At 67.5% G+C, this 13,079-nt stretch carries 16 protein-coding genes, 1 tRNA gene and 1 pseudogene; 8 read left to right on the top strand and 10 right to left on the bottom strand.

The features are described from left to right. The 3 genes and pseudogenes from ACLEQD_RS23445 to ACLEQD_RS23435 form a co-directional block, all read right to left on the bottom strand. A pseudogene (locus ACLEQD_RS23445) lies at positions 1-201 on the bottom strand (response regulator); the annotation flags it as partial. A gap of 24 nt (positions 202-225) precedes the next feature. Further along, positions 226-1,182, bottom strand: a complete 957-nt coding sequence (locus tag ACLEQD_RS23440) for a diguanylate cyclase (RefSeq protein ID WP_410386894.1) — start codon at positions 1,180-1,182, stop codon at positions 226-228. A gap of 571 nt (positions 1,183-1,753) precedes the next feature. After that, the gene (locus ACLEQD_RS23435) at positions 1,754-2,497 is read right to left on the bottom strand and encodes a tetratricopeptide repeat protein (protein WP_410386892.1); all 744 of its coding nucleotides are present in this window, start codon (positions 2,495-2,497) and stop codon (positions 1,754-1,756) included. A gap of 99 nt (positions 2,498-2,596) precedes the next feature. Here ACLEQD_RS23435 and ACLEQD_RS23430 point away from each other — a divergent pair. The 7 genes from ACLEQD_RS23430 (at position 2,597) to ACLEQD_RS23400 (ending at position 6,133) form a co-directional block, all read left to right on the top strand. Continuing rightward, a tRNA-Leu gene (locus ACLEQD_RS23430) sits at positions 2,597-2,682 on the top strand. 90 nt (positions 2,683-2,772) lie between these two features. Further along, complete coding sequence (locus tag ACLEQD_RS23425) at positions 2,773-3,390, top strand: response regulator (protein ID WP_410386890.1); 618 nt, start codon at positions 2,773-2,775, stop codon at positions 3,388-3,390. A 90-nt stretch (positions 3,391-3,480) separates the two neighbouring features. Beyond that, on the top strand, positions 3,481-4,005 hold the full coding sequence (locus ACLEQD_RS23420; RefSeq protein ID WP_410386888.1) for a hypothetical protein: 525 nt from the start codon (positions 3,481-3,483) through the stop codon (positions 4,003-4,005). Further along, positions 3,975-4,148 carry a hypothetical protein gene (locus ACLEQD_RS23415; RefSeq protein WP_410386886.1) on the top strand — a complete coding sequence of 58 codons (174 nt, stop codon included), beginning with the start codon at positions 3,975-3,977 and terminating at the stop codon, positions 4,146-4,148. Before ACLEQD_RS23420 ends, ACLEQD_RS23415 begins: the two co-directional genes overlap by 31 nt. A gap of 19 nt (positions 4,149-4,167) precedes the next feature. Continuing rightward, positions 4,168-4,614 carry a hypothetical protein gene (locus tag ACLEQD_RS23410; protein ID WP_410386885.1) on the top strand — a complete coding sequence of 149 codons (447 nt, stop codon included), beginning with the start codon at positions 4,168-4,170 and terminating at the stop codon, positions 4,612-4,614. A gap of 5 nt (positions 4,615-4,619) precedes the next feature. After that, a complete protein-coding gene (locus ACLEQD_RS23405; RefSeq protein ID WP_410386883.1) occupies positions 4,620-5,330 on the top strand; it encodes a DUF4956 domain-containing protein in 711 nt (236 codons plus the stop codon). Beyond that, positions 5,327-6,133, top strand: a complete 807-nt coding sequence (locus ACLEQD_RS23400; protein WP_410386881.1) for a hypothetical protein — start codon at positions 5,327-5,329, stop codon at positions 6,131-6,133. Before ACLEQD_RS23405 ends, ACLEQD_RS23400 begins: the two co-directional genes overlap by 4 nt. Positions 6,134-6,234: 101 nt before the next feature. Here ACLEQD_RS23400 and ACLEQD_RS23395 read toward each other — a convergent pair whose 3' ends face one another. From ACLEQD_RS23395 to ACLEQD_RS23365, 7 genes are all read right to left on the bottom strand, one after another. Continuing rightward, positions 6,235-6,642, bottom strand: a complete 408-nt coding sequence (locus ACLEQD_RS23395; protein WP_410386879.1) for a hypothetical protein — start codon at positions 6,640-6,642, stop codon at positions 6,235-6,237. A gap of 347 nt (positions 6,643-6,989) precedes the next feature. Continuing rightward, the gene (locus ACLEQD_RS23390) at positions 6,990-7,370 is read right to left on the bottom strand and encodes a hypothetical protein (RefSeq protein WP_410386877.1); all 381 of its coding nucleotides are present in this window, start codon (positions 7,368-7,370) and stop codon (positions 6,990-6,992) included. Next, a complete protein-coding gene (locus ACLEQD_RS23385; RefSeq protein ID WP_410386875.1) occupies positions 7,370-7,756 on the bottom strand; it encodes a hypothetical protein in 387 nt (128 codons plus the stop codon). The genes ACLEQD_RS23390 and ACLEQD_RS23385 overlap by 1 nt, the downstream gene beginning before the upstream one ends. Before the next feature lie 273 nt (positions 7,757-8,029). Continuing rightward, on the bottom strand, positions 8,030-8,500 hold the full coding sequence (locus tag ACLEQD_RS23380; protein ID WP_410386873.1) for a hypothetical protein: 471 nt from the start codon (positions 8,498-8,500) through the stop codon (positions 8,030-8,032). Between the two features lie 1,060 nt (positions 8,501-9,560). Next, complete coding sequence (locus ACLEQD_RS23375) at positions 9,561-9,884, bottom strand: hypothetical protein (protein ID WP_410386872.1); 324 nt, start codon at positions 9,882-9,884, stop codon at positions 9,561-9,563. Between the two features lie 58 nt (positions 9,885-9,942). Then, positions 9,943-10,302 carry a hypothetical protein gene (locus ACLEQD_RS23370; RefSeq protein ID WP_410386870.1) on the bottom strand — a complete coding sequence of 120 codons (360 nt, stop codon included), beginning with the start codon at positions 10,300-10,302 and terminating at the stop codon, positions 9,943-9,945. A gap of 753 nt (positions 10,303-11,055) precedes the next feature. After that, positions 11,056-11,253 carry a hypothetical protein gene (locus ACLEQD_RS23365; RefSeq protein WP_410386868.1) on the bottom strand — a complete coding sequence of 66 codons (198 nt, stop codon included), beginning with the start codon at positions 11,251-11,253 and terminating at the stop codon, positions 11,056-11,058. 208 nt (positions 11,254-11,461) lie between these two features. On the opposite strand from ACLEQD_RS23365, the gene ACLEQD_RS23360 reads away from it, so the two are divergent. Beyond that, the coding region (locus tag ACLEQD_RS23360) for a metallophosphoesterase (RefSeq protein ID WP_410386867.1) at positions 11,462-13,079 on the top strand (1,618 nt) is incomplete at its 3' end.

Here is a 13,079-nt window from a genome sequence, read left to right as displayed (position 1 = left end):
GCCGCGAGCGGCACTCCGGCGTGAGCAGGGCAGGGGGCGCGGTGCGCTCCTCGGTGCCCCCGCGTAGACGCGCACGTCCAGGGCCACGCCCCGCGCGCGGCCGTTGAAGAGCAGGGAGGCCGCGAGCCCCGCCCCGGCGATGCCTCCGCCGACGATCGCCACCCTCGAACCACTCGTAAGCTTGCTGGTCCCGCTGCTCATCGCGCCCTCGTTCCCTTCCCGCCGTCAGTGCCGCTGCGCCGAGGGGGCGTGGAGCGACTGGCCGTACACCACCACCCGGTCACGCCCCTCCCGCTTGGCCTCGTAGAGCGCGGCGTCCGCCGCCTTCAGCAAGGCCTCCGTGCTCTCGCGCGGGGAGTCGGCCGTGTGGTCCGCCACGCCCACGCTGATGCTCAACCCGAAGGGCGCCGGGCGCCCGTCACCGCGCTGCACGTTCACGCCGCGCAGCTCCGAGCGCAGGCGCTCCGCGAACACCGCGGCCTCCATCGACGTCTGGTGCGGCAGGAGCACGACGAACTCGTCGCCGCCGAAGCGCGCCGCGAAGTCGGACTCGCGCAGGTTGCCCTGCATCAGGGTGGCCAGGGCCAGGATGGCGCGGTTGCCCACGTCGTGGCCCATGCCGTCGTTGATGGCCTTCAGGTGGTCCAGGTCGATGACCACCACGCTCAGCGCGTAGCCGTAGCGCAGGGCGCGCTTGAACTCGTCCTCCAGCCGCACCGACAGCGCCCGGAAGTTCGCCAGCCCGGTGAGCGCGTCCGTCTGCGCCAGCACCTGGAGCTTGCGCTGCTGCTCGCTCTGGCGCACCGCGCGGTCGATGCGGGCGAGCAGTTCGCGCGAGCTCGCCGGCTTGTGGATGAAGTCCACGGCGCCCATCTCCAGGCATCGCTCCAGGGTCGCCTCGTCCGCGTCCCCCGTGAGGAAGATGACCGGGACCATCTCCGTGCGCACGTCGCCCTGGAGCGTCTCCAGGACCGCCAGCCCGTCCCCGGAGGGCAGGAAGCGATCCAGCAGCACCAGGTCCGGGCGGTGCTCGCGCGCCAGCTCCACGCCCGCGTCCGCGTCCGACGCGGCCAGCACGTCGAAGCGCGGGGCGAGCAGGTCCATCAGGCCTTCGCGCACGCCGGTGTCGTCCTCGATGATGAGCAGGAGCGCGCGCTCACTGCTGCGGCCGTGCCGTTCCATGAACTGGTTCGCTCCGCTCGCCTGTCCCGAAATGGCAGGCCGAAAGTCTCGGGCGCCACGCCCATCCAGATGCTCCCCACGCCCCTGCGCCCCACGCGCACCCGCCGCCGCCCCGTCTTGCAAGCACCCACCCACCCATCCAACCTTCACCCGAGACCTCCGGCTGCCAAGCCCGTCCGCCTCCGCGGGGGCTTTGGGAACCATCCGCCCCGGTCGCCCGCGTGTCCCTCCCCGAGAGCAAGCCCTGTGCCCCGCGATCCACGCGGCGGCCGGCCTCTTTTCAGGGGGTTGCATGAGGGTCCGCGCGACAGCCAACAAGGCAATCGGAAGACGTTGCAGCGTGCGGGCGGCGCGCACGGTAGGAATTGCCGGACGCGGGCCGCTCCGGGAGGGGCGCCCGGAGTGGGGTGGAGCGGCTGATCCGTTGAGAACTCCCCGGTCCCCGGAAGCGCGCGCACGAAGGGGCGCCATCGACGGGAACGCGGCGGGCCGCGAAGGTGAGCGCGGCGGACCGCGAAAGGGGACCCGGGCGCCATTGCGGTGGCGCCGGGCCGGCACTTCCACCGGGCCTTCAGCGCCGGTGGGAGAACTGCACGCGGCGCCCGCCCATGGGCGGCATCACCGGCGGGGCCTCCAGGCCGAACTGCCACCAGAGCGGCTCGTAGGGCTTCATCTTCAGGCGCTTGTCGTTCTGCAGCTGGGCGAGGCTCCCCTTGAGCTTCTCGTCGGAGGGGTTCTGCTCCACGCCGCGCGCGAGCACGCGCTGGGCCCCGTCCTTGTCCTTCAGCTGGAGGAGGCACCACGCGTACACGGCCCAGACGATGGATTCCTTCTTGCCGCTCTTCACCGCGGCCTCGAAGGACGTCTTCATGGCGGGCACGTCGTTGCGGCGGAAGTGCAGGGCGCCCTGCATGGCCTTGGCCATGTAGTTGCGGCCGCTGGCCTTCTCCAGGTGGGGCTTCGCGCCGTCCAGGTCCTTCACCATGTACTTCAGCATCCCGATCTGCGCGTGGAGCTCCGGCCCGATGAGGAACTGCCACTTGTCCCAGACCAGGCCCTGCTCCAGCGTCTTCACGGCCCGGTCCACGCGCCCCTGGGCCTCCTTCTGGTTGGCGGGCTGGCCCTGGAGATCATTCTGCACCGTCGCCATCAGCGCCTGGACGCGGGTGGAGACCCGGCGGGCGAGCACGATGTAGGTGGCGAAGAAGACGATGACGCCGGGCACGATGCCGGCCCACCAGGAGAAGCCGCCGGCGAACTTCACCAGCACGCCGACCGCCAGCCCGACGGCCAGGGAGATGAGGAGGTTGTACATGCGCTGCCCCTTTAGCGGTGTGCGTGGACCACCGCAATCTTCGGATGCACACGAACCGAAGGCGCGATATACGTTCGGCCGCCTCTCTCACACCCAAGGGGCCCTCTGTCGAAATTGGTAGACGAGGCGGACTCAAAATCCGCTGCGGCTGACCCCGCGTCCCGGTTCGAGTCCGGGGAGGGCCATCCTCAAACGCAGACCCGGCGCCCGAGATGCCGTCTTCCGGGCCGCCCGAACGTGAAAGCGCTCCCCTGTCCGCCGCGCTGGAAGACGCGATGAAGGTCCTGCTCGTCGAGGATGATCCGAGCCTCCGCGAAGGAATGGGGGAGCTGGTCTCCGAGCTGGCGGACGTGCAGGCGGTGGGCACCCTCGACGAAGCGCTGCGCGCCCTGGCGGCGGACCGCTTCGAGCTGGTGATGACCGACATGCGCATCGCCGGAGGGCACACGGACGGCCGGGGCGTCCTGGAGGCCGCGCGCCGCCAGCGCCACCCGGTGGCCATCGTCAGCGCCGCGGGGCCGGACGAGGTCGCCCAGGTCCTGCACCCCTCGGAGCCGGACGCGCTGCTGCTCAAGCCCTTCCAGGTGGACGACATCCTGGGGCTGGTGGAGCGCTTCCTGGAGCTCAAGCGCCAGGTGGTCGCCGCGGCCGGGGAGCCCTGGCCGCTGACGCGCCGGACTGGACGGAGGCCTCGCCCGGGGTGCGGTGCGCGGGTTCGGCGCCGGAGAGCGCCCGGATGTGGCTGCGGCTCTCTCCCGACGCCGCCCTGGCCTGGAGCCGCCCCCCGTGGGCCCACGGCGTCCTGCTGGTGGAGGGCGACCTGGAGCTGGACGGGGAGCGCTACGCCGCGCCGTGCTACCTCTTCCTGTGCCAGGGCGCGTCGCCCCAGCTGAAGACGCGGGCCGGTGCGCTGGCCGTGTGCGTGCCGCTGCGCGGCTAGGCGACGAGGTCACCCGTGGACATCCCTCTCTGGCCCCCGCCGCATGAGCCGTCACGCTGGGCGTCCGTCCCGGCGCGCGGCCACCGCGGCGCTGGAGACGCACATCGCCGTCCTCAAGGGCGAGCCGCTGAAGGCCGCGCTCGCCACCGCGCTGCGGGAGGCGGAGGGGCTGGGCGGACAGGAGCGGCGCTTCGTGGCCCTGGCGGCGCGCGAGCTGTCCCGGCACCAGCGCCTGCTGGACCTGGCGGCGCGGCAGCTGGGGCACTCGCCCGGCAAGCACGTGCTCACGGAGGACCAGGCGCTGGTGCGCTACACGCTCTGGCGGCGCCTGTTCTGCGGCGAGGGCTGGGCGCGCATCGGGCCGGAGGTGAAGCTGCCGGGGCCGGTGCGGCCGCGCACGCTGCATGACGCGGTGCTGGAGGGGCTGGTGACGAAGCCCTCGCGGAGCCTCCCCCGGCGGAGGGCCCGGAGTCCGTCGTCGAGCGGCTGGCCACCCGGTACTCGTTCCCGGGGTGGCTCACGCAGCGGCTGGCGCAGGTGTACCCGGAAGGGACGCTCGCGGGGCTGATGGCGTCGCTGGACGAGGAGCCGTCGCTGCACTTCCGCGCGCGGCCTCCGGGGACGCGGGACGCGGTGCTCGCGGCGCTGGCGCAGGAAGGCGTGGCGGCGGAGGCCGTGCCCTGCGCGCCGGACGCGCTGCGCGAGCGCTGATTCCCACGACCGGCTGGCGGTGCTCAAGAGCACCACGGGCCTGGAGACGCCGGTGGCGGTGGGGCTGCGCGAGCAGTTGGAGAAGGGCGCGCTGAAGCTGGTGCTGCGCTCGCTGGCCGGCGTGGATACGCCGCGCGCCTGGGCGATGCGTGAGCGGGGCGCGCGGCTCACCAAGGAGGCGCTGGACTCCGTGGACGGGATGGATTCGCCGCGCGCGTGGAAGCTGCGGGCCACTGCGGCGCGCCGGTGGCCGGCGACGGTGGTGTCCTCGATGAAGGGGCTGCCGCTGGTGGCGGAGACGCGGGCGCTGCTCGATCGCATCCTGGAGGAGCAGACCGGGAAGCTGCCGGTGCTGCGCAACGCCTACGCGGTGGTGGCGCAGGCGGGGGCGCTGGAGCAGGCGCAGCGGCTGGCGCGGTCCCCGGGGGAGACGGCCGGGGTGGACGCCGGGCGGCAGGAGGCATGACGCCCATGGAAGGTCCATTCGGGGCGCTGTTCCAGGACGTGGAGCAGGAGCTTGCATCGCTGTCGATGGGGGCCGTCCTCCCCCGGCTGGTGGCGTCGGCGCTGATTGGCGCGCTGCTGTCGTCGCGGCCCTGGCGGCTGGTGCTGGGCAAGCCGCTGCCGAAGGTGGAGATGGTGCAGGCGCAGATCCTCCTCTGCGCGGCGGCGGCGGTGATTACGGCGGTGATTGGCAACAGCGTGGCGAAGGCGTTCGGGCTGGTGGGCCTGGGCGGGTTCGTGCGGTTCCGCTCCGGGCTGAAGGACCCGCGTGACGCGGCCATCCTGTTCCTGGTGATTGGCCTGGGCATGGCGTGCGGCCACGGCAACCTGGTGCTGGCGTTCGTGGGCACGGGGTTCGTGGCGGTGCTGCTCTTCGTGCTGGACCTGCTCGAGAAGAAGGCCGTGGCGGCGAAGGAGCCGAAGCAGCGGCTGCTGGTGTCCGCGCAGGCGGACGACCTGGTGCACGCGGAGGCCACGCTGAGGACGGCGCTGGGCGAGCGCAACGTGCTGGTGAAGAGCTGCGCGTTGGACTTCTCCGCGCGGCGCGTGGAGCTGGAAGTGGAGGAGCCGGAGCCTGGAAGCCTGGCGGCGGCGTTGGGACGGACGGAAGGGGCGCCCTTGCGGGGGCTGCGGTGGACGGCGGTGAGCGCGAAGGGCGCGCGGGAGGAGATGGCATGAAGTTCAGGAAGCTGGCGGTGCTGTTCGCGGCGTGGGGGGCGTTGGCCGCCTGTGGTGGCGGCGGCAGCCTGCCCACGGGGAATGATCCGGGCGCGCCCACGACGAACCCGGACGGCACGGTGGACCTCCCGGGCAACCCGGTGGACCCGAACACGGGCGGCGGCACGAAGCCGGATCAGCAGGCGGAGCTGACGACGCTGTGGCCGCTGACGACGGGCTCCACGTGGACCTACCGCATCACCGATGCGCAGGAGGGAGTCTTCAACAAGGTGGTGACGGTGCAGGGCCCGGAGACGGTCCCCGGCACGACCATGACGGCGGTCAAGGTGCACAGCCAGCAGGACCGCACGCAGACGGGCACGGTCTACGAGGAGAACTCCTGGCAGCTGGAGCTGACGACCGGCGTGGTGGTGCGTCTGCGCGAGGAGGACATCCTGGACGGCGTGGCCTCAAAGGCGACGACCTGGTCCCCGGCGATGATGAAGTCCCTGGCGGCGACGCCGGCCTCCATCCCCTGGGAGCACCAGGACAAGGTGCGGGAGCTGATCACATATTCCGCTGGCGGGACGGAGGGGAAGGAGCCGACCTACGTCTGGAAGGTGCTGGAGAAGGACGTCACGGTGACGACGCCCGCGGGCACGTTCACCAACGCCATCAAGGTCCAGCGCGACAAGCTGAACAAGAGCGGCGAGGTGAAGGAGGAGAAGCAGCGCCTGTACTGGCTCGTTCCTGGCGTGGGCAAGGTCCGCGAGGACGGCGAACGCCTGGAGGAGCTGGTGTCCTACGACGTGAAGAAGTCGTAGTCCGCTGATTCAGCTGGATGGGATTGGAGCCCGGGTTGGCGCGAGGGATGCGCTGGCCCGGGCTTTCCTTAATCGACCCGATGCATCAAGCGCATCCCGGCCTAAACGAGCTCACCATCCTCGTTGACTCTTGCTGGAAAAATTCTTCCATCGACCCTTGCGGTGACCGGGCTGCCGTCAAGCCACACCGTCACCATTTCACGCAATGTATCCCCAAGAGCCTCGGCCATGCCCTCAAGGGTCTTGGGCACGAAGGCAGACAACCTCGCCAACTCCATACTGGGCGCCATCCCCGGCCGAGCAGACAAGTAGAGCCGCACATCAAGGCGAGCCAGCACGGACAAACCCGATCGCTCCATGCCGCCCGCTCCGAAATCGCGACCATGGAGCAAAGCCCAATCAGCCACCCTCCTGTAATACTCCGCACACTCCACGCCCACTGAAGGACCCACAACCTCGCGCAGGAACTCCCTCCAAAGCTCAGTCGCCGAGCGCTTGCGATTCATCATTCCTCTGAGATCCAGACCTCGCCGCCAGCCTCAAGAGACGACGTCAACAAAGCAAGGACGGCTTCATACACATCAGCGCAATCCGCATGCAGACCGTCTGTGCGGATCTCCCTCCACTGCTCCACCACAGAATCCAGATCTTCAATCCTCCAGGGTGCGTCATACCAACCCTCACGCAGATGATATGGCAGAGCCAACCCCGTCCACCGGCCACCCTTCAGCTCAATCCTCTCCACGATAGAACTGAAATATCCATCCCACATCCGGAGAACCTTGTCTGGCACGCCCTTGACCTTCGCAACCTCTCTGCGTCTCAAATGCCCTGAGCGTACTCGACAGGCTTCCAATCACCGTTCCCGGCGCATCCGGGGGCGTGCATCAGCGATTCCTTTCAGTACACGAATCGCATCAGGCCGAAGTCTCTCATGACTTCGACCCAGCCTTTCTATTGCCATGATCGAAGTCCCAAGAACGTCGTCATCCTCCTCCTTCTCAAGCAACTCAACCAGGAAAGGAAACGCAGGAGCATATGCCCAGTGAATGGCAACACTGAACACCGCCTGGCGCCTCCACTCAGGGTCGAAATATCGAAAATACTCCATCGCCAGGTCCAGGACGTCGTTGGCGGGAGCAAAGTCCACAAGTCCTCCCAACTCCGCGAGCCCCTCGAGAACGACGAACTCATCGTCCGACCGGAGTTTCGGGCGGAGCGACTCATTGCTCACCATCACAGCCTCTCTGGATCGAGGGTCTTGAGGCCTGTCCACTCTTCATGGACGTCCGCCTCCCACCCCCGGGAGAACCAGCATCCATCCTTCCACTGAAGGCTCAAGAAGCACTGACCGGCCGGAGCCACGCGCTGCTTGCCAATGAAAAAGAAGACAAGAGCCCACACCGCAAACTCACCGCTGTCCAGTTGAGTCACTTGCAGTTCGACGACACGTTCGAGCGCGACTCCCGTGTGCGGTGACGCCAGAGCGTCCCTGAGCGTGCCATAGGCAGCATCGTCACGAACAATCTCACTGCCAGCGACAAGACGCAGCGCTCCTCCCAAAAACTCTGACAGAGCGCGAATCCACACCTCACGCGACGACCAGACGTCCGCAACCTGCATGCCTCAAGCCTCGATTCAATTGGCCCAGCGCCTTCAGCCTCCCTTCTACTCCTGGTCCGGCCGAAGGTCGCCGATCCTGCTTGTCTGAACGATCTCCCGGATGGCAGACGCGATGCGCTCCCGGGCGACGGGAGCGACGGCCACGAGATTCCGCTCGAGAAAAACCCTGCCGCCGCCCCTGAATCACCGCGACGACTCCAGGGAGCCAGCCTTTGGCCTCGACCTCCCAAGCGTCATCCTCGAAACCGGGTGGGAACTCCAGGACGATGTTGCTCATTCCTTGCACCCGGTGCTCTGGCACGCGGTCGTGGCTCGCTTCTTTATCCCTTCAGCCCATTCCTGGTAGCTCTTCCGGAGCATCGGCCGGACCGGCTCTGCGCACAGCGACATCAAGGCATCTGCCAAGGCAACTGAATCGCTAGCCTTCATCCACAGTTCAATCGCGTTATAGACATCATGCGCGTACTTCCGGCCCGCCAAGGGATAAAGCCTCGCCATCAAGTATCCCGCGAGACGCGGCTGCACATCCATCATGGACTCAAGAAGCAGCATGATGCGTCGCACGAGTTCGTACTCTTCTGCATGAAGCCCGACTTGCTTCCTCAGCGCTTCGAACAGGGAAGCGCCTTCCCCTTCGTCCAGAATCTGAGTCGCCGCGGATAGCACGTCGGTGCGATGTGGCGACTCAACCAACTCAGTGGCGACCCACTGAATGAATTCCTGGTCTTCAACGCGCTTGCTCATCGCAGAAAAGGCTCCGATCTCTGCCGGGTAGGCGCTGGGAAATCATGCGAGGGTGACATCCGTGACGCCCACCCCGACGACCGTCCCTGCTGGCGCTGCGCGTCCATGCAGATACCAGACCCCGCGCCAGAACACCCAGGGCGAGTTGAAGTACATCGACCACTGAACCGGGCCGACGCGATAAATCTCCCAGCTCTCTCGGGTAAACGACTGACCGTTGGGCAGAACCATCAAGAGGCCTCCGTCTGCGCCATCGTCTCCCCGAACCCGGTGCGTAGGTGCCCACGGACGTGTCCGATCGTCAGCGGGATAGCCCGGTTCGGTTTGGCGAAGCTCCTGCTCATGGCGGAACCGCTCAATCCAACGTGCCTGAGCCTCCGCCGCCTGCTCCATGGCCGCATCTCGCTGTTCCGCGGGAATGTGCTCGAACCCGGGAACAAAGACCCCGTCCAGGGAATCATCCGGAGGCATCTTGGCACCACAGACGGAGCACGACTCATTATCGTCGGACCAGGCGCCACACACTCCACACTGGAACTCCACACCTGGGATTCGCACTCGAACGCCTCTCAGCGGCGGTATCTGGCCGGGCCTTGCGACTCCAGCCCCACTTCCCTGACCTCGACCGGCACATTCACTTCGAAGGCGATGACCGCGTAGAGGTCTGCTCCACACCGCTCGCAGCTCAGGAGACAGTCCTCCTCGACATGGTCAGGGTGACTCAAGTCCGGAACGTGAACGTCCGCATCGTTCCATTTATCGAATGAGCGATGCCCCCTGGGCCACCAGTCCATGAGCTGTCCGAGCGCGTATTCCCTCTGGCAGAAGCGCCCCCGGTCATCCCCGTCGAACGAGGATGCCACATGGCACTCGGCCCGCATCACCGAAGCCTGACCGCAGCTGGGGCATGTCCCTTCGAAAAGCACATGATTGTATGCCGCCATCCGTCCCTCTCGTTCGGCGGCCGGCCCCCAGTCCTGGGACGTCTCCATCCGCTTCCCGGTCCAAGCCATCAAGCCAACGCGACATCACCCCAGAAGCGCTTCGTTTTCCGGCCAGCCTACTCCTCGCCGTCCCTTCCTGATCCATCATCACGTCCCATGGCGCCCTGGGGGCTATCACTGCCCTCGATGCTCTTCGTATCGCCCTGCACCATGTCATAGAAGCCCCGTTCGACATCCACCTCGGGTAAGCCGTTGCGTGGGGTCTTGACAGTGACTCGCATGTCTCCGACCCGCATCCACCAGACCTCGTCTTCCACCTGCTCGACGTGGAGCCAGTCGCCCACGACCAACTCCTTCAGGGCGCCCTGGGCCACTTCCGTCAGGTAGACACGGTCGGGCTCGGAGCCCTCTACGTATTCATCAACGCGCGCCAGGTTCATGGGGACGCCTTGGATGACCGCCGCGCCTTGTCTGAATTGGACATCTATCGGCTCCACTTCACGTTTGAACGTCTCTCAATGTGGGCCGCCGCCCGTCGAGTTTCGCGCCCCATTCAATCGCCATGGGTCCCCAAAAGTCGGCCGGCGCCAGCAAGCGTTCGGGGTCTCGCTCGGCAATCTCGAGCACTTCTCTCGCCGCAATGGCCTTTCCGGTCACCATCTCCCGGTAAAGAACCCAGAGCCCCTCCCTGACTGCATTCTCCAGGCGCCAATACGCCTGTTCGAATTCGGAGTCCGCCTGTGCCACCATCAGGGCTCGCAGCGCATCAGGGATGCGAACCGCAGGTCCGGCTATCTCATACGGAGATGACCATGGATGCCTGGCAAGCTCCGCCTCAACGAGGATCCTGACGTCCATCAGCAACCCACCTTTGCTCAGCGAACGCGATTCCGTACTCGCACACACATTCGCATGCCTTTAGAGTACCTGACAAAAACAAGGGCAGGCCTGGGCGTGGAGGCGGTCGGTGTCCACCTTCGTTGGAGGCTGTAAGCAACTCGGGTCCGCAGCCGGCCCTCGTAATCGCGCTTTCCGAACGGACTTCGCGGCCACCACGCACTTGAAGTCAGGTGGGTAGTGCTCCGGGGCGAACGAAAACAATGTGTTTCCGATTTCAACCCTGAACCTCAGGTTCCACTGACGCGCTTCCTCCCCCTCCAGCAACTCGAACACCCTCTTGGAGGTATCCGTCCTCCACTCAGCAGGCAGCGAGAGGAGAAAGACACCATCAAACTTGATGAAGAGATCCGCAGCCACGGTCGTGTCGATGAACCCGGCGACAATCAGGTTTCCGCCGACGTACTCCCAGATCTAAAAGTCCATCCACGGATGAGACCGGAACTGGGCATCAATCCTGTTCACCACGGCAGTCAGGTCTTCTTGACTCATTCCGCCTCCAGCCGGGCCACCTGGACCACGGTCGACGTGACACCGTTCGAGCCCAGCACCTGCTTCAGCCACTCCATCTCCAAGCGGGTCCTGTCTCTTACGACGCCGGGGATCCTCGCCTTCCGTGAAGGGCTTGCCTTGGAAGAAGGCCTGTTCGGCCTCCCACGTGGTCACATCGTAGGTCAGTCGCATCGGGCACGGTCGGGGTCGACGCGCCGACGCTCAGGCCCGCGCTGCGTTGTCGTACGACACGCGCAGGCCGTCGTGCGTCACGGTGATGAACGGGCGGCCCATCCAGCCGCAGTGCGTGCAGACCGCGTTCGGACCGGTCGCCGTCACGCGCACCGGCAGGTCCGACTCGCACACGGGGCAGCCCTCGGGGAGCGTGTACTCACGGGTCTGGGAGTGGACTTCGGTCATGTCTTCAGGGGTAACGCAGCCTGCGGACTCCGCAAGGCGGCGCCCTCTACGCCCCTGCATCACGACATGCAATGCACGCCCTTCTGTCTGCCTTTCAGCCACAACCGGCGCCCGCACGCCTGCCTACCCGTGGGCGCCTGATTTCCGGATGAACGTTGAGCCATGAACGGTTGGGCCCCGGTCCCGAATGTCTCGGGCTGGAGGATTCATGGACCGGACGAAGTCTCTTTCGCTCGCTGCCCTGGCTGCCCTGTTCGTTGGGGGCTTCGCCTCGGGTGACGCGCTCGCCCTGCCGCGTGATCCCTACCTTCAGAAGGTAGGCCCCGACACCGCCACCGTGGCGTTCCGGCTCTCTTCGAACTGCTCCAGCGCCCAGGTGCGCTACGGCGTCGGCGACACCACCCAGGCAGCCCGGTCCACCGCCACCGCGAAGATCCACGCCGTGGTCCTCACCGGCCTGTCCCCCGGCACCGCCTATACATACTCCGTGGACGCTTGCGGTGAGACGACCCCGGCGAAGACGTTCAGCACCGCCCCCGTGCCCGGCACGCGGCGCGTGCACTTCGCCGCCGTGGGCGACTTCGGCACCGGCGGCAGCGACCAGAAGAAGGTCGCCGCCTCCATGCTCACCAACAAGCCGGAGCTCTTCGTCGCCCTGGGCGACAACGCCTACGCGTCCGGCACCGAGACCGAGTTCCAGACCAACCTCTTCACCCCCATGGCCGCCCTGCTCGCGCAGGTGCCCATGTTCGCCACGCCCGGCAATCACGAGTACGTCACGAACGAGGCCCAGCCCTACCTGGACAACCTCTACCTGCCCACCAACAACGCGGAGGGCTCGGAGCGCTACTACTCGTTCGACTGGGGCCACGTGCACTTCGTGTCCATCGACTCGAACTGCGCCGTGGGCCTGGCGTCCGCGTCCAAGTGCACGCTCGCCGCGCAGAAGGCGTTCGTGGAGAAGGACCTGGCCGCCACCACGCAGCCGTGGAAGGTCGTCTTCTTCCACCACCCGTCCTGGTCCAGCGGCGAGCACGGCTCGCAGCTCACCATGCGCCGCCAGTTCGGCCCCCTGTTCGAGAAGTACGGCGTGGACCTGGTCCTCACCGGCCACGACCACGACTACGAGCGCAGCAAGCCCATGCTCGGTGACGCCGAGGCCGGCAACGGCCAGCAGGGCATCCCCTACCTCGTCGTCGGCGGCGGCGGCGCCACCCTGCGCATGTTCGCCACGTCGCGCCCCTCCTGGAGCGTCATCCGCGACGACGCGGCCCACGGCTTCCTCGACGTGGACGTCGTGGAGGGCACCCTCACCGCGAAGCTCGTGAAGACGGATGGCGGCATCCTGGACTCGCTCACCCTCTCCAAGACGCTGCCCGCGCAGCCGGAGGCGCCGCGGGGCACGCTGAACGTCGCCGTCGACAGCGCCAGCGGCACCGCGCCCCACACGGCCGCGTTCACCGCGACGGCCTCCCAGTCCGGCGCCACCGTCACCTGGGACTTCGGCGACGGCGCCACCGCCGAGGGCCCCCAGGCGCAGCACGTCTTCGCCCAGGCCGGCACCTACACGGTGACGGCCACGGCCACCGTCCAGGGCGCCGCCCCGCTGACGTCCACCACCGTGGTCACCGTGACGTCCAACGGCACCGGCACCGGAGAGGACCCCGGCACCACGCCGTCCGACCCCGCCGACCCCCGCCCCGAGCTTCCGGCCACACCCACGACGCCGGGCGTCACGCCGGGGGTTGACGACCCGAACGGGAGCAGTGGCTGCGCCGCCGGCCCCTCCGCGGCCCTGATTCCCGCCGCCGCGGCCCTCCTGGCCG

The organism is Corallococcus sp. 4LFB (assembly GCF_046520365.1).
Lineage (GTDB): Bacteria > Myxococcota > Myxococcia > Myxococcales > Myxococcaceae > Corallococcus > Corallococcus caeni.
This window is presented reverse-complemented; position numbering and strand designations above follow the sequence as displayed.

What these genes read in the sequence shown, in the direction of transcription:
- ACLEQD_RS23440 (WP_410386894.1), bottom strand. Translation starts at nt 1,182, where the DNA reads ATGGAACGGCACGGCCGCAGCAGTGAGCGCGCGCTCCTGCTCATCATC.
- ACLEQD_RS23435 (WP_410386892.1), bottom strand. Translation starts at nt 2,497, where the DNA reads ATGTACAACCTCCTCATCTCCCTGGCCGTCGGGCTGGCGGTCGGCGTG.
- ACLEQD_RS23425 (WP_410386890.1), top strand. Translation starts at nt 2,773, where the DNA reads ATGAAGGTCCTGCTCGTCGAGGATGATCCGAGCCTCCGCGAAGGAATG.
- ACLEQD_RS23420 (WP_410386888.1), top strand. Translation starts at nt 3,481, where the DNA reads ATGAGCCGTCACGCTGGGCGTCCGTCCCGGCGCGCGGCCACCGCGGCG.
- ACLEQD_RS23405 (WP_410386883.1), top strand. Translation starts at nt 4,620, where the DNA reads ATGGAAGGTCCATTCGGGGCGCTGTTCCAGGACGTGGAGCAGGAGCTT.
- ACLEQD_RS23400 (WP_410386881.1), top strand. Translation starts at nt 5,327, where the DNA reads ATGAAGTTCAGGAAGCTGGCGGTGCTGTTCGCGGCGTGGGGGGCGTTG.
- ACLEQD_RS23395 (WP_410386879.1), bottom strand. Translation starts at nt 6,642, where the DNA reads ATGATGAATCGCAAGCGCTCGGCGACTGAGCTTTGGAGGGAGTTCCTG.
- ACLEQD_RS23390 (WP_410386877.1), bottom strand. Translation starts at nt 7,370, where the DNA reads ATGGTGAGCAATGAGTCGCTCCGCCCGAAACTCCGGTCGGACGATGAG.
- ACLEQD_RS23385 (WP_410386875.1), bottom strand. Translation starts at nt 7,756, where the DNA reads ATGCAGGTTGCGGACGTCTGGTCGTCGCGTGAGGTGTGGATTCGCGCT.
- ACLEQD_RS23380 (WP_410386873.1), bottom strand. Translation starts at nt 8,500, where the DNA reads ATGAGCAAGCGCGTTGAAGACCAGGAATTCATTCAGTGGGTCGCCACT.
- ACLEQD_RS23375 (WP_410386872.1), bottom strand. Translation starts at nt 9,884, where the DNA reads ATGAACCTGGCGCGCGTTGATGAATACGTAGAGGGCTCCGAGCCCGAC.
- ACLEQD_RS23370 (WP_410386870.1), bottom strand. Translation starts at nt 10,302, where the DNA reads ATGGACGTCAGGATCCTCGTTGAGGCGGAGCTTGCCAGGCATCCATGG.
- ACLEQD_RS23365 (WP_410386868.1), bottom strand. Translation starts at nt 11,253, where the DNA reads ATGACCGAAGTCCACTCCCAGACCCGTGAGTACACGCTCCCCGAGGGC.